The organism is Paenibacillus chibensis (genome assembly GCF_004001045.1).
In the GTDB taxonomy this organism is placed as follows: domain Bacteria; phylum Bacillota; class Bacilli; order Paenibacillales; family Paenibacillaceae; genus Paenibacillus_AQ; species Paenibacillus_AQ chibensis.
The window spans coordinates 14121-39777 of sequence record NZ_BIMK01000019.1; the positions used below are offsets into that span (position 1 = coordinate 14121).

A 25657-nucleotide genomic window follows, 5' to 3' on the forward strand; every position below is an offset into this window, starting at 1 on the left:
GGGCGGTGCTCGGCACCCGTTATCAATAAAGTTTGCTTTTATTTAAACTTTATCTTGTAACGCTTCCATATTATTGTATGATGGATATTATTTGCATCTGGTCAATTAAAAGGGCTGCGGCCAGACGCAATTTCCTAAAGCTGCAAAATACATCATACTTGTTCGGTTTGGAATTGGGGGTTTTTCGCATGCAACAACCTAAACAGCCATCCATGTCATGGCTCTTCCGGTATTTGCGTCCGGTCAAAGGCCGGCTGCTCGTACTGCTCGTTCTGCTGCTCGCTTCTACAGCGGCTCAGCTCGTCAATCCGCAAATTGTCCAGAGATTTATCGATAAGGCCGCAGGTCAAGGCATCGTTTCCGACCTGTTCATGCTGGCCGGCGAATTTCTGATCTTTGCCGTTCTCAATCAGGTCCTGACGGTAGCCATCAGCTACCTTGGGAACGACGTCTCCTGGCGTGCCACGAACCAGCTTCGCGGCGATCTGCTGAAGCATTGCCTCCGCCTCGACATGCGCTTTCATAACGTGAAAACGCCCGGCGAAATGATTGAGCGGATCGACGGCGACGTGACGAACATGTCGAACTTTTTCGCCATGTTCATTATTAAGGTCATCGGCAGCTTTGTGCTTCTCGCCGGAATTCTCAGTTTTATGTTTACCATTAATTGGCCGATCGCAACGGTTATGACCGTTTTCACTCTAGCCTCCATCGGCGCCATGGTGTTTATCCGCGATCTGGGCGTCAAGTCGTCCAAGGACGAACGCGGGGCAAGCGCGGCGTTATTCGGCTTTATTGAAGAACGGATCGCCGGGATCGAAGACGTGCAGGCCAACGGCAATGTGCCTTATGTGATGAACCGGTTCTACCGCGCCATGCGCAACGTATTCCTGAAAGGCCGCAAGGCGTGGATGCTGCGGGTCATTCCGTGGAACACCACCGTCGTTCTTTTTGCTATCGCGGTCACGGTCGTACTGCTGCTCGGCGTTCATTATTATCTGACCAAGCAGATTACGCTCGGTGTGCTCTTCCTGATTTATCAATACACGCAGATGCTGAATGATCCTATCGAACAGCTTGGCGACCAGGTGCAGGAATTCCAGAAGGCCAAATCCGGCATGATGCGCTCGCAGGAGCTGCTGGGGAACCGCAGCGAAATCGTGGATGGCAGCCGCACGGAGCTGCCCGAAGGCGCGCTCGGGCTGGAATTCGACCATGTGAATTTCAGCTACAACCCGGATAAGCCGGTGCTCCATGACATTACCTTCTCCGTCCGCCCCGGCGAGCGGCTGGGCATCATTGGACGGACCGGCAGCGGCAAATCGAGTCTCAGCCGGGTGCTGCTGCGGCTGTACAACATTAACAGCGGCGTCATACGGGTCGGGGGCACCGACATTCAGGATTTGAAGCTTGAAGCCCTGTATCGCCGGGTTGGCATGGTCACGCAGGATGTACAGCTGTTCGACGGCTCGCTTCGCGATAACCTGACCTTGTTTGACGGCAGCATATCCGATGATTATATCCTTGAAACGACCGGCCGTCTCGGGCTGAAGCAGTGGATCGATTCGCTGCCGGAAGGCCTCGATACGCATCTGAAGGCTGGCGGCGCTTCCCTTTCGGCCGGCGAAGCACAGCTGTTTGCCCTGACGCGCGTCTTCCTGACGCAGCCAAGCCTGGTCATCCTCGATGAGCCTTCGTCGCGTCTGGATGCGGCGACGGAAGCGATGCTGCAGTCGGCCGTGGACCAGTTAATGAGGCATTGTACCGGAATCGTGATTGCACATCGTCTTTCTACGCTGGAGCAGGTCGATCACATCATGGTGCTGGGAGACGGACGAATTCTTGAATTTGGGGAAAGGGAGGCTCTGGCCAAAAATCCTTCCTCGCATTACGCTCAGCTGCTGATTACAGGCAGAGAGGAGGATCTGGCATGACCGTATCCATATTTATCAAACGCCTGTTTACCTATAACCTATCGCTCTTTATCGTCAACGGATTGCTTTGGGGCGCTTTTCATTCCCTGCCGCTGCTGCTAGGCATCGGGATGGAATGGTTCTTCGACCGGGTGACGAGCCAGTCGCATGACTACCTCTGGCTTGCCGTTCCGCTCATTTTCATCGTCCTCGTACGGGTTTCTCGCGTAGGCGTCTTCTTCTGGGCATTCTTCAAATGGGTTACTTACATTTACGACATCCAGGCTATTCTTCGCACCAACATGCTCAAGGGAATCATGCGTTGGCCGGGCCGCAACCTCCCTGCTTCTCCGGGTGAAGCGGTAAGCCGGTTTCGCGAAGACGTGGATGAAGTCGTCGAATACGTGGAATCCTGGGTCGATTTTTGGGGACGGCTCGCCTTTGCCGTCATTTCCCTTGTCATCATGGCCCGGATCAATTGGCAAATTACGCTCGTCGCCCTGCTTCCGCTGATCGCCGTGACGCTGCTGAACAACCTTTCCGGCAACCGTGCCAGACGGTATGGCCAGCAGAACCGGGAGGCCACGGGACGCATCACGAGCTTTATCGCCGAATCCTTCGGCGCCGTGCAGGCGCTTAAGCTCGGTCAGGCGGAGGAACATGTCCACAAGCGTTTCGTGGAGCTGAACGAATCCCGCCGGCAGGCGGCGCTGAAGGATAATCTGTTCAAGCAGTGGATGCGTTCTTTGAACCAGCATGTCCTGAGCATCTGTACCGGCATTATCCTGTTGATGTGCGCTTCGGCGATGAAGGCGGGCCATTTTACTGTCGGCAACTTCGCGCTATTCACGACCTATCTGTCCAATATCGCCTTCAGCATTTCGCTGTTCGGCTACATGGTCTTCCAGCATAAACGCCTGAAGGTTTCACTCGACCGGATGAGTGTTCTCTTCCGTCCCGGTGAACAGGAGCGGATCATGGAACCGAGCGAAACCTATCTGTACGGAGAGCCGCCGGAGCCACCCGTCATCCGGAAGGATCCCAAAGAACGGCTGCAAAGGCTTGAAATCAAAAGGTTATCCTACACCTACCCGAACTCCGAAAACGGCATTTCAGATGTAAGCTTCACGCTCGAACGCGGCAAATTCGTCGTCGTTACCGGACGGATCGGCTCCGGCAAATCGACGCTGGTTCGAACCTTGCTCGGACTGCTGCCCAAGACGGACGGGGCCGTGCTCTGGAACGGCCAGACCGTTGATCCGGCAGCCTTCCTGATTCCGCCGCGGGCCGCTTATACGCCGCAGGTGCCGCGGCTCTTCAGCGATACGCTCCGCGAGAACATCATCCAAGGAAGCCCGGCTGATGAAGACACGCTGGCGCGTGCGATCCGCCTGGCCGTCATGGAGAAGGATATCGAAGACTTGGAAAAGGGTCTCGACACCTTTGTCGGCCCAAGAGGCGTCATGCTGTCCGGCGGCCAGATTCAGCGCGCCGCCACAGCGCGGATGATGATGACCGAATCCGATCTGTTTATCTTCGACGACCTGTCGAGCGCGCTCGACGTGGAAACGGAGAAGCAGCTGTGGGATCGGCTGTTCAAGGAACGGGACGTGACCTGTATCGCCGTCTCCCACCGCAAGGCCGCGCTGGCGCAGGCAGATCATATCATTGTCATGAAAGACGGACGCATTGAAGCAGAAGGGTCCTTGGACGATCTGCTGGGGACCTGCACGGAAATGCAGCTGCTGTGGCAGGGCGAGGTTGCAACTGAGGAAGACACCGATGAAAGCCTGGTGACGGCGAATACGAAGCTCTAATCCCCTTCCGACAAACGCATCACGTTGCGTTCTACGCTCTATTCATCCAACGCTTCTAAACAAGGCAGGCCCGCATGATACGGCCTGCCTTGTTGCGTATCCAGCCACCGTTTTTCTGTGTGCTTTGTCTTATTGTCAATGGCTGTTTCATGAATATATAAAAACGGTCAACGCGCTTATCGCGTTGACCGTTTTTTCTAACCATATGTTCATCACGGCTTGGCTGGCAGATGATTTCCCTCCCGGATGAGAGAGAAATATTGGTCAGCCAGCACCGGCTGGTATTCCGGTCCGAGCGAATCCGTCAGCCTCACCACATCGGTCGGCGTCATATTCCAGGCGAGTAGTCCGAGCGATATGAACAGCGGCGATTTGCCGTCCCATTTCGCTTTGGCGTCCGCCAGAACCTTTTGTCCGTCCTCGACGGTACTAATGCCTTGAATCGTCGATACCGGCAGATTCCCTTTCACGATATCCACGCCGGAATGATCCTCCCAGCTCAGGAACAGCCCGTTCGGACGGTAGTTGTCCTCATACGCCTTGATGACCGAATCGCTGAGCTGGACGTTCTGATTCGCGATGCGGTTCAGCACGTAAGGTACGGTCATGCCGGTCTTTTTCAAATACGGGGAGGTCTTCTTCAGGAATTCGGGCAGCGTCTTCTCCGGCCAGGCGTTCGGGTAGAAGTATCCTCCGCCGGAAGGTCCGGCGATCAGCTGATCATTCGCGGTTGCCGTGCTTCTGTAGTAGTTCAGCATCGCCGGTGCCCCGTCGTACAGCAGCGGACTGGACGTCCAGTTGATCGGCACCTTGCCGCGGTTCGGGTCATCCCACAAATGGCGCATCCGGTGCTGATTGTACTGGAAATTGTCGCCCTCGCTGAAGGTGTACGTCACATAAATTTTATTTTCGAGCTTCGGCGACTTGACCTTATCCGACGGCAGCGGCCCCTGCCCTTTGTTATCCGTCCCGGAAAATACCGTCAGATTGCTGAACCAGTCCGCAGCAAGCACGTAGACGCTGTGGTTCGACAATTGCTCAACCCCGTTGAACTCACCTTCGGTATCGTTGCTGAACCAGCCGAGGTATGGCGTGCCTGCTGGCACATCGGACAGAATTTTATCAAACAATGCCTTTTGCTCAGGCGTATTGGAGCCTAGCCAGAACACCATCGCCTTGTTGGCGACCGCATAATCGCGGAGGTAGCCGTACGGCTCCTTCTGCTCCGATGAAGGCGGTGCTTCATTGCCCGCGTACACCTTGAATTGGTTCCACATGTCGACCGAAGCGGTCAGCGATGTCGTGCCTGCAGGGACTTTAAACTCGTACACGAAGTACCGTCCGTTGTCCGCGAACCGGTGTCCTCCGCTGCCGCTGGAGAGCTGCGATTCTTGGGCATCGTACAGGAAAGGCTTCTCGTCGTCGGTTCCGGGCACGAATCGGGCGATCGTCTGTCCATCCGCCTTCACGGTCACTTCATGAACGGCCGCGCCCCATCCATCCTGCTGAAATGCATCCTCAAAGCGGAGGTATACCGCATCCTTACCCAGATAAGAGGACAGATCCAGGTCGTAAGTCTGGCGGTTCTTCGCATCCCGCTCCTGGGTTTTCTCCTCAGCCACCACTTTGAACGACTGCGGGAGTCCCGGAGGCAGCTTCACCGACGTATCCGGGCTGAGCCCAATCAGCATCCGGTGCGTAGTCTGCTTCCATAAATTCTCGTACTGCCAGGTGTAAGCGTCCATCTTATTCTTAAACTTGCCCTGCAAATCATCGAGCACCTTCAGGCCATAAGGAGCCGCCGTCAGCTTGGCGCTGAGCTCCGGGCTGACGACTACCGCATCCTTCAGTCCGGCAAGGGTTGTCGCCACGTTAATGCTGTCCGGTACTTTCGGATCGTAAACGATGACTCCCTTCACTTCCTTCTTAAATTCGCTTACCAGTTCCCAAGGATCGTTATGTACCGTGTAAGGTACCTTGAGATCGTTCAACCAAGTCATTTTGCCTTCTTCCTGGTTTTCCAGCAAATAAATGCGAGGCTGGCTTCTGTTGACGATGCCCTGCAGGGTCGCAAGCATAATCTTGACGTCGCCGGGGGCGTCATAAACGTCCGCTACATCCAGACGCTTCACCTTTGCAAAGCTTGGAAGCGCTTGCGATTCCGGCCATTTGATGCCGCTGATGCCGCCGGATACAGAGGTGGAACTTGACACCGGCTCGGCGGATGCGCCTACAGAGATGGACAGTGCGCAGACCGCAGTGAGACAAACCGTGGCAAACTTACGAAGCATAAACAATACACCTCAACTTTACGATGATTTGGTTGGCAGATGAAAGAAAACGTCTTTCCTCCCGGCCTGAACCCAAAATCTCCCGCATGCTGAACGCCGAATGGATCGAGGATCTCCTTCACAGCTAATATATATAATCTATATTTAATATATACAATATAATATTACAATAGATTTCATCAAAAATAGTGCTGTCGGTGTATTGGCCTGGTGCTTTATTCCCTGTAAACCGGTCAAAATCTAAAAAGGGAGATTGTAAATTAATTAACAAGGTCAAGTGCCTCAGATTTTGGATATCAAAATTACTTTGTCACGCATAGTAATATGTGATACATTATATTCACGAGGTGAACGCATGTGGGTGAAAGCAGCATCAGCAGCGATCTGATCCGCGGCCATATTGATACGATTATCCTGCGCATATTGTGCGAGGGAGACAATTACGGCTATGAGATCATTAAATCGATTCATAAATACAGCAATGGCCAGTACGAGCTGAAGGAGCCTTCGCTGTACACCAGCCTGAAGAGACTCGAATCCCAGGGATACATCACATCTTACTGGGGGGATGAAAGCCAAGGCGGACGCCGGAAATACTATACGGTAACGCCGCTGGGAGAAGAAAACTATCACCTTAGCGTAGAGGCTTGGAATATTGGCAAAATGCTGATCGATCAGCTGATCAAATCCGGGGAGGGATCGCATTGAATCCGTTACAGAAGCATGTCGAAAAATTATTCGCGGGATATCCGCCCACCCGGCAGGTTCGGGAATTAAAGGCGGAAATTCTGAGCAATCTGGAGGCTAAAGCCGCGGATTTAACCGCGGAGGGGATGGAATACGCCCAGGCGGTTGAAGCCGCCAAAGCCAATATGACGAGCGTTGAGGGATTGCTGGAAGAACAGGCCTCTTACGATATTTCCAAATACAGAACGGCCATGCTGCAAACAGCCCTGCTCTACTGCCTGATCGCCTGGATCATCACGATTCCGATGCGGCTCTTCCGGGTGGCAGAGAATCTGAGTCTGCTGCTGCCGCTGATAGCCCTTGTTCTGGGACTGATCTACCTGATCGTCCGCGGCGCAGCTGCCGGTGACGCCATGAAGACATCAAGCTTTAATCATGCTGCCGCTGTGCTCAGCCGGAATCTGGCCTGGATCATCTGGGGCCTTTTCTTCCTGACCATGACGATGTACACGACGGTGCTTCATATGGGCAGCAATATCTGGTTCGGCCGACCGCTGCATCTTTCCGGCCCTTACCAGTTTGGCGTGCTTGCGGCGAACTATGCATGGCCGCTTGTCACGATCATCATCCCGCTGCTCTTCAGCGCCTCTCTCCGGTTGAAAATAAAATACGAGGCAGGTAGCCGCCATGTGGACTAAAAACAAAACCATCCTGCTGCTTGCCGCAGCCGGCATCCTATTGTTCGCGGCCGTTCAGAACGTGGTGCTGCCCCAATGGGACCGGAATGCGGAGATTTATGCGGCCGAGCAGCAAAGCCCGCTGACGCATCATCTGGAGAGTATTACGAAATACCACAACAAATACATGGGCAATGCCTCGAATATCTCCAACCTGATGCATTCCCTTCCGCTCAATGAAGTACGGAGCACCATGCAGCTTTACCCCGACAGCTTGACCGCAGATATTCTGTATCATGCGGATACGGCTGATCTGGATTCGGCAAAGCTTGAGCGCTCGCTCATTTACAACGCCACCGCCGCCTTTGCGCTGATCGACAATCTGAAGCAGATCCGCTTTAAATTCGATGACCGGGTATATATAGCCGAGCGGAGCCGGCTGGAGGCATGGTACGGCAAAAAGCCGTCCTCCCTAACCGACTCGCCGAAGATATGGATTCCCGTTGTCCAGGACCCGCTTGCGGACCTGTCCTATGTGCAAAAAGGCATCGCCAGCCTGTTTACCGTCACGGACGCGTAAGCGGGCTTTTTATTTTACAAGAAGGACAACAGAGGGGTTTCCTACGGATGTATTCCATCTTTTATACAATAAAGGAATGTTTGTCCAGCAGACCGAATTAACTATATTATAGGGATAGGCAACATCGAAAATATTTTATGAAAAAGGGTGTTTATCGCATGTTTGAAATGATGGCCATGTCCGGCTTGTCCTTTTTGCTGGTGGCAGTGCTCATGCCCATGCTTATCTGGGCGCTGCGAAGACTACGGTTGACGCAGCCGATCCGGTCGGAGCTGCCGGCAGATCATCAGGCCAAACGCGGAACGCCGCTAATGGCCGGACTGATTCTCATGATCGGCGTGGCGACCTCGCTGCGGTTCCATCCCGTTCCGCTCATGCTGCTGCTTTGCGTGACCTTTTTGCTGTTCAGCTCCATCGGCTTTCTGGATGACTTCAAAAAAGCGGCGTGGCAGGACCCCTCCGGCATTTCCGGCCGGATGAAGCTGGTGCTGCAGTTTATATTCACGGGCATTCTCTTGTACGCGCTGCTCCACTCTTTCGGCTTGACCAGCGACATTGCGCTCTTTCAGGGTTATCATCTGCACCTCCCCGTATATGTGTATGTGGCGGTCATCCTGCTGTTCGTGGTCGGCTCGGCCAATGCCATCAATTTTACGGACGGCTTGGACGGACTGCTCATCAACGTGGCGATCCCGACGTATTTTTTCTTTTTCATGATTTCGGACAAACCGGAAGTGAAGACCTTCTCGCTCATCATGATCGGTTGTCTGCTCGGCCTGTTCCTGTACAACATCTATCCGGCCAGAGCCTTCATGGGCGATACCGGATCGCTTGCCATCGGAGGCTCGCTCTCCATTTTGGCGGTGATCGAGAAGGTAGAAATCCTGATTCCGATCCTGTTCTCCGTATATCTCGCAGAGCAGCTGTCGGTCATTTTGCAGGTATGGTATTACAAGCGGACCAAGCTCCGCCTCTTCCGGATGGCACCGATTCATTTCCACTTCAGCATGAAATACGGGTGGAGCGAGAACCGGATCGTCGTGACCTTCGGCTTCATCTCTTGGCTGTCGGTGCTGATCTGCTGGATGATTTGGAAGTACTGGATGTAAAAAACGTCTATGCTGGACCTCCTCCAAATGATAAATTCTGTAAATAAGAAAGCCGGGAGCGGATGCCCCCGGCTTTCTTCTCATGCGTCACCGCCGTATTAATATGTCCACCAGTTGCCGGACATCACGATCATGGAGAACAGCTTGATGCTATCTTCGTAGTAGCCTTCATTCGAGCTGCCTGCCGTTTTGGTCCACACGGCGTTCAACCAGCTTTGGTTTGCGGACGAGGTCATGGCGCTGACGCCAAACGGTGCATAGAACGCGCCGCTTCCGCCGGAGCCCGTAACGGTGCCGTTCAGCTTGTATCCGTCTTTCACGCTGCTGGGATTGCTGCTGACTTTGCCCTGAATCCAGGTGTTCATTTGGTTCAGCTGATTCAACGCGCGGTTGTCGCCGCTGATCAGATAATCGGTCGTAATGCGCCAAGGCGTACGGCAGGAGTTATAGTCGTAATTGCCGTCATTCGCGCTCTCAAGGAAATTAGCTGATGCAGGCTTGTACGTCGTACCCGACAGGACGACGAAATCAGGCAGTAAGCCGGTGGTCGGACTGTAGCCGCTGTAAATCGAGTTGATAATCGTATACGTCTTGTCGATGACATTCTTCCACTTGGTATCGCCCGTCGCCGCCTGAAAGGCCTTCATATGGTTCAGCATGAAGTCCGATGGACGGGTCGCATTTTTGTACGTGCTGTCTGTAGCCCAGTCGCCAAGACGCAGCGTCCATTGGGACTGATTCACGTCGCTCTGCATGATGGCGTTGATGATGTCTTTGCCTGCCTGCAGGTAGTTGATGCTGCCGCTGCTGCCCCACTGTTTGTCCGCCAGCAGAAGCGAATAGGCGATGTCCATGTCGCCATCGGTCGCCGAGTCGGCGCCTTCGATGTTCTGGAAGCTGCTGTTTTGTTTCCAGGCCATCAGCTTCGCATTGTTGTCGCTCGGATGAGCCTTATAATATTGATAAAGTCCGTCATAATAGGTCTGCGCATTGCTGTCATAGCCCGCCATCAGGACGGTCGCCAGCATGCCGTAGCCATGGGCCTCGGACACCGTATCCCCGTTGGACTCATATTTCACGTAGTATTTGCCGGTACCTGCCGGCTTCAGATAAGCCGATTTCCAGCTGTCCCATTTGGCTTGGACGGCGCTGTCCATCGCGCTTTGCGTGACGTTATTCGGTTTAATCGTGCCGCTGGTGTATGTCGTATGCTGCGGGAACGGCTTGTTCGGAGAGGCGAAAGCGAATCCTGCCGGAATCAGAAGAAAAGCGAGACAACACATCGTAACAGCCTTGCTGCTAAACGAAAATTTCCTGTTTTTTCTCATAAACTTCGCTCCTTTTAGGTTCATAGGGTTGAATCCATGACATAACCTTCAAGCCGGAACAAATGCAGCTTGCGGACGACAAAAGAAGCAGGTACCGATTCGTTGTTTCTCTGGTGAGGTTGTATGTTGTAAGCTTCACCCCCTATTAAAATTAAAGCGCTTTAACTTAACGCTTATATTTATTTTAGTATTTATGTTAATTATTGTAAATAGGACTTAGGAAAGCTGCTGCCAAAGTCCCGAATCGACAGATTCCCCAAAAAAACGCGCAAAGTGAGGCTTTACTCCGAGGTCGATTCAGACGTGCTATGCAGGTACATCGGTAATATTCAAAACCCCCGCGGCTGCACGCCACGGGGGTTGAGATGGATTCATCTTACGTTTGATGCTTGTTAACTTACGGATTCACGTTGATCGTAAACGTCGACGTGTTATTTTTGATCGGCGTGACCGTATTCGAAATCTTCAGGTTATTGAAGGTGACAGAGCCGACCGCCGGGCCTTGCCCCGGTTCTGGCAGCTCGTTGGCCCAAATGCCGACGCCGGACTTCGCATCGAACGCATCCCCGCTCTTCTGGGCGCCGGAGATTGTAATGTTGGTGAAAATGGTATCCTTGATCGGATTCTGCGGTGAGTTTCCGACATAGTTCGTCTGGAACATGATGCCATGGTAGGTCGGATCAATGATATCTACATCGCTGACACGGATGCCTTGGAACACCTTGGAGGCCGAGAACAGCCACATGGCCGGAAAAGTCTGCTTATCCCAGAAGTGGCCGCCCGCGCGCACGATCGAGATGTTCTCCAGATTGGTCGTCGGCGACGCGCCGAAGCCGTTCATCGGATAGCCGAAGTCGAGCGAGCTGATCGTTACGCCGGAGTAGCACAGCGTATCGGCGATGTAGATATTGCGGAACGTGTTGCCGTAACCGCCGTATACCGCAAGCCCTGCAGCTCGCCAGGTCAGCATGGACGTCAGGTTCTCGAAGACATTATCCTTCTCGTCCGCCCCGCCCGCATCAATGGCGGAGAACAAGGCGAAGCTGTCGTCGCCCGTTGCCCGGGCCTCATTGTTGCTGACGAGATTGTTGGTGCTGCCGTTCGTCATATTGATGCCGTCCGCGAACAGGTCGCGGATGCGGGAGTTTTTGATCGTCATATAGTCGGTATTGGCTCCCCAGTACATGCACACCTGATGCTCGACCCAAATGTTGTCGATGGTCATATTGGCGACATTCGAGAAATCGAAGACTTTGCCCGGACCGTCACTACGGGACGTATAGTTGCCGAAATAAGCAAAGTTCGCAAAGGTCGAGCCGTTGGCCGACGAACTTGCCGAAAATCCGATATCGGTATTGGTCTGGCTGGATGGAGCCACGAATCGGGTGTACCACGGTCCAGCTCCGATGATTTTGATCGCCTTGCCATACACCTGGAACTTATTCGATGTCTGGTATGTGCCTGCCGGCAGATAGACTCCCACCAGATTGCCCGTGGTATCCATCCGTACTTTATCGAGGGCATTCTGCACGTCCTGGTGGGTGAATCCTGCCGGTACCGCATACTTGGCCGGATCCGGATTCGCAATCGGTGCAACCTGCTCCAAGTTAATGAAATCGATGGCATATTGGCTTGTGTTCGAGGCATCCTTCTGCAGCTTGATGGTGCTGCCCTTCGGAATCGTCGAGTCGAACATCAGGTTGGCCTCGTCATAGATATGTCTTGGCGAACCCGCCGACGGGCTGTTGCCCGGATTCGTTTCACTGCCGTACAGCCACGCGTACTTCGAGGTCAGATCGATCGTTTTGGTAAAGACCCCGTTCACGTATACGTTCAGCGTTGAGTTCATGCCGTCTCCACCGGGTGCATCCGGGATGGAGTAGCGAACCACGAGCGTATTCGTGCTGGCTTTGGTCGTAAACTGGACATAGCTGCCGGTCGTATTCAGCGTAACCGCCTTGCGGCCCGAGGCTTCGCCCGCAATATCGCCGATGTTCCGGTTCGGACCGACAATGGCTGCGCCGCCGCCGATCGTTCCGTCTTCTGCTTCATACATGTCGTAAGGCATGTTGGCCCCGCGCCCCACGAAGAAGGACTGGGTTGATACGTTGTTCGCCTGCTTCGCGGGCAGCTCATTCGCATCCGCCCCGATTTCCGTCTTCAGCGTATATTTACCGTTCGCAGCGGTCCAGCTGCCCAGATTAACTGGAGCCGCCGACGCGCCGCTCGCGATGACCCCATTGACGGAACCGGTCATCGTCGTGATCACAGCCCCGGTCGTAGCGTCGCTGAGCGTTAACTTAATGGAATGTGCGCCGCTTGCGGATGCGATCGTTCCCTGGTTTTTGACCGTGACGGAGAAATTCACGGCATTCCCGGCCGATGGGTTGCTTGGCGACCAGCTCACCGAAGAAGCGATCAGGTCCGAGCTCTGGACTGCGCCGACGACCAGCGGAGAAGGATTCGTATAGCTGTTATTGTTCTCGTTCTGCTCGATCACCTTGTTGTCCTCATCTACCTTCGCGCTAAGCGCATAAGACCCTGCATCTTTGGTGCCGAGCGTATAGGTTACGTTCGCGGATGCGCCTGCGGCGAGCGCGCCAACGGCCGCCGTGCCGACCTTCGTGGTCCCGAGGTAGAAATTCACGCTCGTGGCGGAGGATGCCAGCGTTCCTATGTTTTTGACTGTGGAGGTAAGCACGATGGAATCGGTCTCCACAGGCGATGCCGGCGTCCAGGACATGCCCGTGATCGTGAGATCCGGATTGGCCGCCGGAGGAGCCGGAGTTGGCTGTTATTTTGAGCTGCACCGCGCTGGCCGTCGCGCTGAGGGGAATGGTTACCGTATTGCCGGAGGCCGGATTGAACGTGTACGACGCGGAAGAGACCAGATTGACGAAATTGGACGAGTTCTGGTCATGTCCGAGCACTTGAATCGTTTGCGAACGCGTGGCCCAAGCGCTGTCCGGGTTCAGCTTCAGCACGATCGACGAAAGATCCGCATTCGCTCCCAGATCAACGGTCAGCGTATTGGGATAGCTGCCGCCCGCCCCTTCCCAATACGTCGTCAGGCTGCCGTCATTGGCGTTGGAGGCATAATAAATATACTCGTTCGAGGAAGCGGTAATGGGCTTATTCAGCGCCAGATTCGTTCCCGTTCCCCCGCCCCCGCTTCCGGTTCGCGTGACCGTGTTGCTGGCCTGCGACACGTTGCCTGCCGCATCCTTGGCTTTCACGTAATAAGCTACCGTCGCGGTTGTCGGCTGACTGTCCGTGTAAGTCAGGACATTGCCCGCCACGCTCGCACGCAGCGCACCGTTTGCATAAATGTCATAGCCTGTAACACCCACATTATCCGTAGAGGCCGTCCACGTCAGCTTGATCTGGCCGGATGACGGCTCGATGTATGCGAGATTCCCCGGAGCCGTCGGCGGACTCGTGTCCCCTGCCGGTGCTTGGCCGTAAACCTCGAATTCGGATACTTGCCCCGCAGGCCAGCCTGTGTTGGCGGTAAATACCAGCCGCACATATCTGGCGGAAGCCGCCGTGAAGCTGATCGTCACTTGGTTCCCGCTTGCCGGGTCAAAGGTATAGCTTGCCGAAGCCGACACATTCGTGAATGTTGAACCGTTACTGCTTCCTTGCACGCTGAGGGTCTGCGCACGCGTCTCCCAGCCGCTTGGCGGCAGTTTCAGGATAACCTTATTCACATCGTAGGAGCTGCCGAGATCCACCTGAAGCCACTGCGGAAAAGCATTATTATTGCTCTCCCAATAGGTGGACGCGTTGGAATCGCCCGCATTCGCAGCCACATAAGTCTGCGTATACGAGCTTGCGGTCATTGTTTTGCCTGCAGCCAGGTTGCCCGCTTCAACAGCGGCGACGACGGCGTCCGCAGACGTTGGTTTGGATCCGTCTTGGTTGGAAGCGCTGCCATTCTGCGGCGCTGCAGCGGGATCGGAACCCTCCTCTGTGCTTGCGGACGGCCCTTGCGTTTCCGGTGCCTGCCCCGGATCAGTAACGGCCGGAAGCGAGTCGACAGGCGCATTGGGGTCGGCAGCAGCCGTAACGGCGGAGAATGGAATAAGGATCAGCATAAGAATGAGCAAATATACGGCAACCGATTTCTTCAAGGTTTGAGCTTTTTTTGCAGCCATACTTGGACCTCCTGGTTTCAAATATAGAGAGATGCACATATTTTCAGCCTAGTCTAGATGGTTATCCGGGATGAATGCATGTATCCGGTTGGCCGCGGCCAGCGCAAATATCGCCTCCTTTTGGGGATGCGTTTCAAACCGTAGCAGGGGCTTGAGCGAATGTCTGGGAAATCGGGTTGAAGGAATGAGAGTAAGTCTGCAAGAAGGATGGCTGGGAAAGTCAGGGAAGCCGCCTGAACCTTGAAACGCGGATGGATGATGCTGCCATGATGTGGACGGACTGCAGCACGCCCTGTAATATGGGGTCGATCAGGGCGTTTCTCTGGAGAATTAACGATGTGACAATACTATAAGCCAGGCCATGGGCTTTGACGATGCGCGTTCATACGATTTTCATGTCAGATGATATGTTCGACTAGAAATGAATGGAAAATAATAAAGCAGGCTCGCCTCGTCATGGGGTATTTCCCATTAAAAAAGCTCCTGGGAATCGCCCCGGGAGCTACTATTATGCTCATTGTTCCTACACTTGCTATAGAGTCCGAGCTCACTCAGCATGGTCATTCTCTGCGCTTCAAAACGTTACGAGCATCGCCCGCTGCCTCCGCAGCAAAGAGCCGCTATACTACGTCCATGCCCACATAAAACCATCCCGGTCCCAGGCGATCCGACCGCCGTGCAGCTTCCGGAAAGCCTTTTTCACTTCTTTTTCCAGCGAGGCATTCCCGTTCTCATTAACGAAAACAAATTCCTCTCCAAAATGCTCACGTACGTATGAAATGGCCTCGGTTTGATACAAAATGCCCTTGAACCTGATCTCCTGAACCATCCACTCCGCCACCTGCTGTGCCGTAAATGCCATCCGTGCATCGATCCCTTCCGTCTTTCGTCCACCCATTATAACAGATCAGACATGAAAAACGATGACGACTACGCCTGATGACGGCCTAGAGAGGATGCAAGGACGATTCAGATACCCGTCACGGTAACAAGACAGTCCCCTGATCCTCGTATGCAATAGCAGTGCACCCAACCGGCTGCATAAGGAAGGTAACGTTAAATACTTACCTGCTCCAGCAGTAGTTTACGCGGCTGCATCAAGTACTCCCCTTGGATCCGCTCTGCACGCAGCTCGATGCTGTGTTCGCCAGCCTCAGGAAAATGCAGCTCTCCCAGCTCAAAGCGGTGGAACGCATACGGGCCGCCCGTCGATTGGACTTCAGCATTCAGCGTTTGACCTGACGCTTTCAGCATAAAGCAGCCCCCGCCCTCGTCGCCGCAGCCGTAATCCAGGTGCGCCGTAAAGGTGCAGGGTCCGGATGTGCGTACGCTCCAAGCTGTATATTCCTGTTCATCCGTCCAATCCAGCAGGTTATCGCGGTTCTTTTTGCCGGTGTCATAACGAAGGGTTGAACCGTTGATTTCGCTCTCGAAAACACCTAATTCATAGACCTTGGCTGCGCCCTCACCATTCATCAGCAGCCGGACGGGGCTGCCCTTCACAGGGCCGGAGCATTCCACCGCCAGCACGTATGGTTTGCCGTCCGCATTCAGGCCGCTTAGCCCGTTCTCCGTCAAACGTACGATAAGATCGCTGCTTCCAAGCCATTCGAACGGCAAATCATCTCCGCCTGCCAGCGGGTATATCCGCTCCACCCGGCTCAGCAGTCCAGGAACCACTAAATGCCCGTCTGCCGGCGGCTCAAATACATGCAGATACAGCGTCTGCCCTTTTAAGGTGCATCTGCCCCAGAAAGGCTTGGCGGTCGGAGAAGCCCCAGCGCTATATATGCCGTCTCCATTGACGCGAAGCCAGTCCCCCACCTCCAGCAGAATCTGCTCGGAAACCGGATCCCACTCGCCCGTGCCCGTAGGTCCGACATTGATGACCAGATTGCCGTTTTTGCTGACCACGTCAATGATTTGACGGATGATCGAAACCGGGGATTTCCAGTTCGTATCGGACTTCTTATGCCCCCAGGAATCATTCAGCGTGATAATATTTTCCCAATCTTGGCGGATGGTCCGCGTCTCCAGCTGATTATCCGAGGTGTTGGCGTAATCCCCAAGCGGACTTTTCCATACGCGGCTGTTTACGAGGCAGTCCTGTTGAAGGGCATGCACCGTGGTAAGGAACAGCTCGCCCTGCTCCCTCGTCAGCTTGCCGCCGCAGTCGAACCACATCAGTCCGACCTTGCCGTATTCCGTCAGCAGTTCTCGAACCTGGGGAAGGGATTTGCGATGCAGGTAATGGTCAAAACGCGTGCGCTTGTCCTCGTCATGAATCCAGCTGTCCACGTCATCATAGGCGCCGATATTCCCCGGATAATCCCACGTATTTCCTTGCGAATCCGGATCATGCCAATCCATCGCATGCGAATAGTAAATGCCGAGCACGAGCCCTTCTTCGCGGCAGGCATCCTCCAGCTCCCGCAGCGGATCGCGGCCGAACGGGGTATGCCGTACGATGGAATAATCGGAAACCTTCGAATCGTACATGGCGAACCCGTCATGATGCTTGGCGGTAAAAATGATATATTTCAGTCCCGCCTGCTTGGCGGTACGAACCCATTGGCCGGCATCGAAAGCGGTCGGGTTGAACTGCTCCGCCATCTCCTCATACCCCTGCACCGGAATGCGGGCCCGCAGCATGAGATGCTCGCTGTACGACGCCTCCACCTCTTCGCCGTTCCAGACGCCCGCAGGTAGTGAATACGGCCCCCAATGAATAAACAGGCCGAGCCTGGCTTCCCGCCACCAAGCGATCCGCCGTTCATGAGCATCGTCATGCAAGGTCTCCGGCTTCTCCCTCAGCGCCTGCAGCGGGTCGTCCAGAAGGTTCTCTTCGGGCCTCCCTGCCTGCACGGAATCCGTTTTTTGCAAATCGGTCTGATCTCCCATGATTCGTTCGAACCCCTTTCAATATCTAGTTCTATATCGACTTGGAGGAAGTGCCGAAACTCCGTTATTAGAGCCTGCATCTTACCAGAAACGGCGTGTCGAGCCGCGCAGCTTGGAGACGGCCTCCACGAAAAAGTAATCGCCGTAAATAAGCGGTGTATCGATGTGCACTCCGCCCGGCAAATTCGAGGTTCCCGACAAAATCAGTCCTTCCTCATCCTCCCGGTCCCAAGCGCCGTAATTTTCATCCAGCGAGCGGATCAGGCGCGCGGCGGCCTCCAGGTACATTTGGCCTTCGCCCGCAGGCAGACAGCCTGCGAGCTCGATGAGTCCGCATGCCGCGCAGGCTGCGGCGGACGTATCCCGCGGGGTGTCCTCGTTTCGCGGCGCACGGAAGTCCCAATGCGGCACATCATCCTCGGGCAGATTCGCAAGGAAGAAATGGGCTGCCCGCTTGGAGCCGATCAAAAATGCTTCATTGCCCGTGTATTGATAGGAGAGCAGCATGCCGTATACGGTCCAGGCGCTGCCCCTTGCCCAAGCGGAATTCTCCGCATGGCCCTGACCGGCATCCGCGCCCAGCAGCTCGCCGGATTCCGGATCAAAGCGGAGAATGTGATAGCTTGATCCGTCCGGACGCATGAAATGCTTCAGCACGGTATCCGCGTGAGCTTCGGCGATATGCCGAAAGCGCGGATCGTTTGTCGTCTCCGACGCCCAGTAGAGCAGCGGCAGATTCATCATCGTGTCGATGATGGACCAGCCGGCGCGGTTCAGGGTTTGCGTATCATGCCAAGCGCGGATGTAACGGCCCTTCAGGTTGAACCGGCTGGCGAGCTGGGAAGCCGCCATCAGTCCCCGCTCCTTCGAGCGCTCGTTGCCCGTGATGCGGTAGTTCGCCACGGAAGACAGCAGCCAAATGAAGCCGGAATCATGATGCACGGCCAGCGTGTTCAGTGGCTCATCCAGCCGTGCTTCGCATTGCTCGGCAATCGCCTTCAGCTCGGGATGCCCCCCTTCCGCCGACAGATGCCACAGAATCCCCGGCCAGAAGCCGGCCGTCCACCAGGATACCCTCATGTCGTCGTATACGCCGTTCACCGAAGCATGCGGACAGCTGACGCCGATCCGGCGGCTGGTCCGGCCGACCTTCCGCTCAATTTTTTTCCATAATCCATCCGCCCAGGATTGAACCGATGAAGATAGCTCCGCATGCCCGGATTCAGCCGCCTGATTTACAATCTGTTCACTCATTGTGTAATCCTCCTCTGTGTCCGAATTCCGTAATTCCGTATCTATTCCTGCGGCAGACGAGTCTGTCCGAAACGCCAACCGGTAATGTTGTACCTGCAAGCCGGGCCGCCCTTCTCGGCCGTCCCCGTAAAGCCGCCGCCTTGGGCAATGGCGACACGGACCTTTAACCAGCTGCCGCCGCCCTTTTCAAAATCAAAGGTTTCCCCGTCATCGTCATACAGCAGCCCTTCGCCCGGTTCGGTGCCAAAATGGACCATTTCAACCGGGATCTCCGTTTGTCCTTCAGGCACATGATCGAGCGCGGGCATCATCGGGATAATGGCACCCTCCCGCACGAACAGCGGCAGGCGCTCCAGCGGACAATCAACATGCACAACCTGCCCGCCCGCATGCCGCGCGCCCGTCTCGGCTTCATACCAGACGCCGCCCGGCAAGAGGATGTCCCGGCCGGTTTCACCGGCAAACAATGGCGCGACCAGAAGATCGCGTCCGATGCAGAACTGGTCATCCCATTCGCGCCCGGCCTGCTTGCCGTATGCTCCTTCCGCGGTATTAAATCCGCTTTCGGATTTCCCCGTACCGAAGGAGCTTCCTCCTGTTTCTTCCCGCTTGCCCTGCTCCTGCATTTCATCGGCCAGCACGAGCGGCATTGCTTGAAACGGCGGGATCCCTTTCTCTTCGTATTCGGCAAAGACCGTATACAAGTAAGGAAGCAGGCGCATCCGCAGACGGATATAATGCCTGATAATGGCCTCCGCCTCCGGATAGCTCCATGGCTTGACCCCGTCGCCCCACGCATTCAGCATGGCAAGCGGCGAGAAGCATACCGTCTGCATGCGTCTGATCCAATCCTCTACGCTATCGGCCCTGCGTACCTCCGGGCACCAGAGCAGCCCGGCAAACGAAGCATTGCACAGCGCCCTCACAAATTGGCGGTGATCATACAGATCCGAGTAGAGTACGTACGGGAGGTTGGACGCGCCTGCATTCGAGGCGCGGACGAGCCCGTAGGTCCGCCGGTTCTTCCCGCGGTAAAGCCGGTCCGTCACATCCTGCAGCAGCAGTCCGTACAGCTGCCGCATTTGCTCCCCGTCATGTCCGGATGGAAATTCGGCATGCGCCGGGAACATCCAGGCGTTGCGCGTCAGCTCGCTGCCGTCGCATTCATCCAGCTTGTACCCTGACACGCCCAGACTCACATGCTCACGCTCATGCTGATCCGCATAAAGCTTGCGGGCTGCTTCCAGGGTATAGTCGGGAGCCAAGCCGCCCCACACCGAGTAGCTGCCGGACAGCTCCCGCATACTGCCGTACAATGCCGACTCCGGCGAAACATACGGATGCTCCCACAGGTTGACTTGAAATCCGGCATCTCTCATTCTGCTCACAAAACCGGCCGGATCCGGATACCGGCCCCCATCCCATTCATACGTGACCGGATAGCTAGCCGAATGCCAGCCGGGCTCCAGCCCGATGACATCGCAGGGGATGCCGCGTGCCCGGAATTCCATGGCTTCCTGCTCCACCTCGGCATCCCGGAACAGCGTTGGCACGCGATGCCAAAAGCCCAGCCCCCAACGGGGCGGCAGGGTTCCTCCGCCGCAGAACAAATTGTAGCGCCGCACGACATCCTGCATTCCCGGCCCGGCGAACACATACACGTCCGCGCCTTCCTGCGGCAGGCGGATTTCCAGCCGATCCGAGACGGGCGTCGCCTTCCAGCCGCGGTCCGTGTTGCGGTCGCGCGCCTCCGCAGCGGCATCCTTATGCTGACGCAGCGCCGAGCCGCAGTAGAAGGTGACGGCTCTGGCGCTGTCCACCAGTATGCCATACCCCCGCCCGCTGACGAGAAAAGGAACGGGCGCATGGGTCTCGCCGGTATCCTGCTTCGGATCGCTGTTCACCCGCAAATAGCGGGTTCGTCCGCGCTGATTCATGTGCATGAACTGCAAACCCATGCCGTACAGCTCTTCACTCTCAGCCAGCGGCAGCGATAACAGACTGCCGCCTGCACGCAGTTCCCTAAGGTCGATTGTCTCGCCGCTTAAAGGTAGAGCGGCTTCAGGCAGCTCCTTCATCGCCTCCGTTCTGGGCCTGCGATTCAAGCAAGTCAACGGAGTCCATCCCCCGGGGCTGCCGATCGTCGTCTTCCATACCCCAGGCGCCGCTTGGTTCCAATCGATGTTCCGCATCGGTCAGTCCTCCTTCAAGCCGTCAACGTCCGCCGATAGCGGGATGACCATATTCCAAGTGTTTTCCGCGTGATGGAAGCCTCCCGGACCATCGGCTACGGCTGCAAACATATGCGTCGGCCTGCCGTCCTGAAACAGCAAAAACGGCCTTTCAAAGCTGCCCATCACCCGCTCCTGCCCGTCGTCCCACAGGATCTTCCTTGAATAAGCTTTCCGGTGATCCGCAAGCTTCCATCCCGTGCCGTTGTCCGACACCGCCAGGATGCCTCCGTGCTTCTCGCCGCACAGATGTCCTTCCATATCCTTTGCGATCATCGCGTATCCGTGACCGGTCCGCCAAATAAACGGATCCTCCACATGCACATCCGGGGGAAACAACGGCTGTTCGCTGATGACGCGGTAGCGTCCTTCCGCCCGGTCGGCCTCTGCCGCGCCGAGCGTCATTTTGCCGTACGTATGGCCTTCGTATTTCCGCGCCTTGTAGATCAGGAGCACCGAGCCATCTTCCCGGATGCACGGCGCGGGATTGGAGGTCAAATAACTATCAAATTTGCCCGGGCGAACGGGCAGAATCGGGGCATCCATCCGCTTCCAGGGGCCAAGGATACTGTCCGCCACCGCAAGACCGACACGTTTGGCCGCTCTGGCAGCGATCACCCGGCAATCGTCCATGTCGACCGTTTCCCCCGGCTCCGCTTCCGCAAACGGATGCGTCGAGCCCATGTAATAGAGCAGATATTGATCCCCCTGCCGGATGATATGCGGGTTATGGGTGCTGCGGCCGTCCCAATACTCGGCTCCGCGGGCCGGCAGCACGGTTTCCGCGTACGTGTACGGACCTTCCGGCGTATCCGAAACCGCCCGCACGATCTCGGAACGGATCAGCCAGCCCGGATGCATGGGAAGCCACTTGGGCCACCGCGAGGCGAACATATGGTAACGCCCGTCCTCACCGCGTACGACCGATCCGCACCACACCCACCAATGCTCCATCCGGAAGCCGCCGCCAACCGGAGCGGGAAGCATACGGTCCATCAGCGACCAAGACATTTACATTCCCTCCCGCCGGTTTAAGCCATACCTTTGTGCCGCACTGCCATACAGCCATTCCGAAGCGCAGTAGAGCGCCCCTTCCCGGTCGATCCAGCCTTTGGCTGTCTGATCATCCAGAAATCCGGCCAACAGCCGCTTCACGACATGAATCTTGCCGTACGTCCACTCGATGCAGCGGGCATCGGACACAATTAGCGAGCTCTTGATCGGCGCCAATGCCTCAAGCCTATGCTGCATGCTTTGGGTATACGTGCTTGCCCGGAAGTTATACCACCACATGCCGCCGACATGCACGTTCGGAAAATTCCAAGCCGCCTGCACGACATCCAGATTGCTGAGCTCCGCTGCGGTCACAAGCTCAAACGGAATGCTGTAGCGCTCGAACAGTCCGTATAACCGGACCACCCGCAGCGAATCGTTCACCGGGGCTGCAGCCGTGCTGCCCCATCTGCGTTCCACGCCCAAAAACAGCTGCAGGAACATGCCCAGGCTTTCAAGCTCGGCGCATATGTCATGCAGAAGCATGAACAGGATTTCATCGGAAGCCGTATCGCCGCTGATGGCATACGCCTCATTCGCAGCGGCTTCATAATTGGAAAGCGTCGTCATGATGCCCGGGCAGCCCGCCTCATGGTAGCCGCGGAGCTGCTCCCGGATATGCGCCTTGGCCTGCTCCAAAGCCTCCTCCCGGCTCTCCGCCCGGAACACTTCCTGCACCAGCTTCGGCAGCCAACCGTCAATCCGCGGGAACAACAGCGCTTGATCCTTCATGCCCACAAATGCGGCGTGATCGGGATGATTGACCGCGAAGCGGCGTACATGCAGCCGGTCCGCAACGCTTTGCGCCCAGCCCGCCTCTTGTCTCCGGGCTTGAATCCGCTCATCCGCTTTCCGGATCGAGGCAAGGTCCGTAAGCTCTATTCCGTATAAATCGTTAAGGATGGTTGTAAAAGCGATATTCATCAGCGTGTTGCGCGAGCCCTGATAGGCCTTCAGAAATGTCTCCATTCGATCTAGCTCCGGCAGCTTCTCCGCGTCAGCCGGATAGCCTGCGGTCTGCAGCTCGCGGTTTAACCAGAAATAATCCGCAATCTTCCAGAAATCCTCCGCGCACAAATGGTCTCCCACCAGATGGGTGTGCGTATCGATAACGTCCATGGCCATGATGTCATCCAGCAAGGATGCTTGCTTCATCCGGAATCCTCTCCTTCGTTGCCTGCTCATTATTTGTCGATATGATCTGAATGCTCCTATTCAGAATGACGGCTGCTGAAATTTCAGCTTCATGATTAACGGTCTTCCTGCCTGCAGATCCGCCTGGAGGCAGACGGGGCCTTCTCCGGTCAATTGAACAAGGCTTTCCGCCATGCTTTCCCGGCACGCGGAATCGCGATCCGAAAACGCGGCGCCTCGTGGCAGCTTCAAGGTTACACGCTGCGACGAGACTGTCTTCAGCATCACCGTCAGCGCCTCCTTTTCCCGGTTCCAGTCCACATCTACCTCGATATTGCCGCAGGCCAGCAGGCCATGCGCCCGTCCCCGTCTCCACCGGTCCGGCAGAGCCGGGAGAATGCGGATCAGCCCGGGCTCGGAGTACAGCAGCATTTCCTGCACAGCCGCCGTAAAGCCCATATTCGCATCGATTTGGAACGGGGCCCAGTCCATTGAGAGACCGATGCCCATGTTTCGCCAGTCGTTATGAAGCGTAAAAAAATTGTTCATGACCGCCGATCGGCTCAGCAGATCCAGACATTCCAGCGCCAGATTGCCTTCGCCAAGGCGTGCGTACAGGTTGGACATATGGGCTAGCGACCAGCCGGTCTGCTCTTTGAGACCGACGACCAGCCTTTTTTTCACGGCCGTCAAGAAAGCCTGGAACAATTCAGGATCCTTATCCCGGGTGATTTCCTTGCCCGGAAACATCGGGTACAGATGCGATTGGTGCCGGTGATGGTACTCATCCCCGTACGGGGAATGCATCCATTCCCGGACGGCTCCGTCTTCATTAAGCTGATAGCCGGGAATCCGGCTAAGCAGTTCCTTCCAAACAGGAACTTCCTCAGGGTACAAGCCCTCTTCACCGGCTCCGGCCACCAAACGGCTCAGCACCTCTTTGGCAATGGCGAAATCCATCGTCGCGTTGACCGTCGTTCCTTTCGGTCCGCCCGTGCCGTTGCCCAGCTTATTCTCGGGCGAGTTGGACGGGCAGCTGATCAGCTGCCCATCCTCCCCGGTGATGAAGAAGTCCTCATAGAACAAGGCGACCTCCCTTAAAAACGGCAGCGCCCGGTTGCGGAGAAATTCCCGGTCCCTCGTATACAGGTAGTAGTCGTAATAATGCTGCGCAATCCAGCCTGCCGCTCCGGTCCAGTGGACGATATGCGGGGCGAGGGTCTTCAGCAGGCCGGAATCCGGCGCTGTCGGTGCCGGAATGAAAATCCCCCGGCATCCATATATATGCCGGGCATTCAGCCGGAAATCGTCCAGAAGCCGCTCGACGTAATCGAACACCGGCAGCAGCAGCTCCGGCATCCGGCCGCTCAGCGCCTGCCAGTAGATCATCTGCAGGTTTTCGTTCGCCATGTTAAACGCCCAGAAGCCCCGGTATTCCCCGCACCATAAACCGTACAGATGGCAGGGGCTGCCGCCTTCGCGGGAACTGGAAATCAGCAGGTATCTGCCGTAAGCCCACATCTTTTCCAGCATGGCCAGGGGGGCTTCACCTTGGTAGGCTTCCAGCAGGAGCTCCTCGTTGGAACGTCCGCGCCCCTCTGCGCCCAAATCCAGCAACGTCCGTTCAAACAGCTGTCCATGTGCAAGAACATGGGAGGCCAGGAGCTCCTTGTAGCTCCTCTCTTCTGCTGCCAGTTCAGCCGTAAGCCGCTGCCACTCCTTCTCCCGGCTCCCGTGAACGAACATGCGCAGCAGTACCAACGCCTCATCCGCACCGCTAATCACCGTTTCGTTGCCTTCGGCTGTCAAACGGCCTCCTGCCGGTATAACCCGGGCCACCGCGCCGAAGTCGCTGCCGTCATCGCTGCGCGCGGCATACCACAGATAGACGCCATCCGACCCCGATTCCGCCTCGGCAGGAAGCGGTGCTTCCGGCCGTCCGGGCGGCCGTTTTACGTCCGCGGGGTCATGAAGACCAAGCGACAGCCGGGCCTGCAGCATGCCGCGTTTCTCGCCGCGAAGGGCCATCACGATCATGTCTTCGGGGCGGGATGCGAACAGGGCCCGCTCGAAAGCGGCCCCCCTGTCCTTCCAGCGAACGGTTACTTCGCCAGTCTGCATATCCAGCTCACGGGAATAGTGCTTGAACCCTTCATTCACTGCCGACACGATCGTGAGATCGCAAAGCGGCAGCGGAACAGCCATAGCCGGTTCATAACCTTGCCGGCGAAGCTCATCCACCAGGATCGGTTCGGCCTCCGCCTCCCGGCCTTCCAGCATCAGCCGGCGCATTTCCGGCAGCCGGCCGCTGACGTCAGGCAGATCCGGCGTGGCGCTCTGCCACCACAAGTCGCCATGCGTCAGCATTACCGTTTCCCTGTGCACCGCCCCATACACGGCCGCGCCGACAGTTCCGCTGCCAGTGGGCAGGGCTTCCCGCCACCCTGCTCCCCACCAGGAGGAGGGGGTCCGCAGCTTCAGCTTCCAGGGATGCTCTGTATTCATGCTGCACACCTCTTTCTTCC

15 protein-coding genes and 1 pseudogene are annotated in these 25657 nt (G+C 56.2%); 6 read left to right on the forward strand and 10 right to left on the reverse strand.

Annotated features, from left to right (window positions below):
• Positions 1-188: 188 nt before the first annotated feature.
• Entirely contained in the window at positions 189-1934 is a 1746-nt protein-coding gene (locus PCH05_RS16180) for an ABC transporter ATP-binding protein (RefSeq protein WP_127603727.1), read from the forward strand.
• Entirely contained in the window at positions 1931-3730 is a 1800-nt protein-coding gene (locus PCH05_RS16185) for an ABC transporter ATP-binding protein (RefSeq protein ID WP_127603729.1), read from the forward strand. The genes PCH05_RS16180 and PCH05_RS16185 overlap by 4 nt, the downstream gene beginning before the upstream one ends.
• Before the next feature lie 212 nt (positions 3731-3942).
• Here the strand turns inward: PCH05_RS16185 and PCH05_RS16190 are convergent, their stop codons facing one another.
• A complete protein-coding gene (locus PCH05_RS16190; protein WP_127603731.1) occupies positions 3943-6021 on the reverse strand; it encodes a GxGYxYP domain-containing protein in 2079 nt (692 codons plus the stop codon).
• A gap of 357 nt (positions 6022-6378) precedes the next feature.
• On the opposite strand from PCH05_RS16190, the gene PCH05_RS16195 reads away from it, so the two are divergent.
• From PCH05_RS16195 to mraY, 4 genes are all read left to right on the forward strand, one after another.
• Positions 6379-6729 (forward strand): PadR family transcriptional regulator, encoded by a 351-nt coding sequence (locus PCH05_RS16195; RefSeq protein WP_127603733.1) that lies wholly within the window; start codon positions 6379-6381, stop codon positions 6727-6729.
• Positions 6726-7406 (forward strand): permease prefix domain 1-containing protein, encoded by a 681-nt coding sequence (locus PCH05_RS16200; RefSeq protein WP_127603735.1) that lies wholly within the window; start codon positions 6726-6728, stop codon positions 7404-7406. Before PCH05_RS16195 ends, PCH05_RS16200 begins: the two co-directional genes overlap by 4 nt.
• The gene (locus tag PCH05_RS16205) at positions 7396-7965 is read left to right on the forward strand and encodes a DUF4825 domain-containing protein (RefSeq protein WP_127603737.1); all 570 of its coding nucleotides are present in this window, start codon (positions 7396-7398) and stop codon (positions 7963-7965) included. The genes PCH05_RS16200 and PCH05_RS16205 overlap by 11 nt, the downstream gene beginning before the upstream one ends.
• Before the next feature lie 137 nt (positions 7966-8102).
• Positions 8103-9074: a phospho-N-acetylmuramoyl-pentapeptide-transferase gene (gene mraY / locus PCH05_RS16210; RefSeq protein WP_246049639.1), complete on the forward strand. Its 972-nt coding sequence runs from the start codon at positions 8103-8105 to the stop codon at positions 9072-9074.
• A gap of 98 nt (positions 9075-9172) precedes the next feature.
• Here mraY and PCH05_RS16215 read toward each other — a convergent pair whose 3' ends face one another.
• The 9 genes and pseudogenes from PCH05_RS16215 to PCH05_RS16255 form a co-directional block, all read right to left on the reverse strand.
• Entirely contained in the window at positions 9173-10402 is a 1230-nt protein-coding gene (locus PCH05_RS16215; protein WP_127603741.1) for a family 8 glycosyl hydrolase, read from the reverse strand.
• 397 nt (positions 10403-10799) lie between these two features.
• A pseudogene (locus tag PCH05_RS28190) lies at positions 10800-14499 on the reverse strand (discoidin domain-containing protein).
• 685 nt (positions 14500-15184) lie between these two features.
• On the reverse strand, positions 15185-15421 hold the full coding sequence (locus PCH05_RS16225) for a DUF6953 family protein (protein ID WP_127603797.1): 237 nt from the start codon (positions 15419-15421) through the stop codon (positions 15185-15187).
• Between the two features lie 194 nt (positions 15422-15615).
• Complete coding sequence (locus tag PCH05_RS16230) at positions 15616-17460, reverse strand: alpha-L-fucosidase (protein WP_127603743.1); 1845 nt, start codon at positions 17458-17460, stop codon at positions 15616-15618.
• 81 nt (positions 17461-17541) lie between these two features.
• Positions 17542-18714 (reverse strand): glycoside hydrolase family 88 protein, encoded by a 1173-nt coding sequence (locus PCH05_RS16235; protein WP_127603745.1) that lies wholly within the window; start codon positions 18712-18714, stop codon positions 17542-17544.
• A gap of 41 nt (positions 18715-18755) precedes the next feature.
• Positions 18756-20906 carry a TIM-barrel domain-containing protein gene (locus tag PCH05_RS16240; RefSeq protein ID WP_127603747.1) on the reverse strand — a complete coding sequence of 717 codons (2151 nt, stop codon included), beginning with the start codon at positions 20904-20906 and terminating at the stop codon, positions 18756-18758.
• 3 nt (positions 20907-20909) lie between these two features.
• The gene (locus PCH05_RS16245; RefSeq protein ID WP_174806273.1) at positions 20910-21956 is read right to left on the reverse strand and encodes a glycoside hydrolase family protein; all 1047 of its coding nucleotides are present in this window, start codon (positions 21954-21956) and stop codon (positions 20910-20912) included.
• Positions 21957-23153 carry a glucuronate isomerase gene (locus tag PCH05_RS16250; protein WP_127603749.1) on the reverse strand — a complete coding sequence of 399 codons (1197 nt, stop codon included), beginning with the start codon at positions 23151-23153 and terminating at the stop codon, positions 21957-21959.
• A 60-nt stretch (positions 23154-23213) separates the two neighbouring features.
• Positions 23214-25637, reverse strand: coding sequence for a glycosyl hydrolase family 95 catalytic domain-containing protein (locus PCH05_RS16255; protein WP_127603751.1), 2424 nt, complete (start codon positions 25635-25637; stop codon positions 23214-23216).
• Positions 25638-25657: the final 20 nt, after the last annotated feature.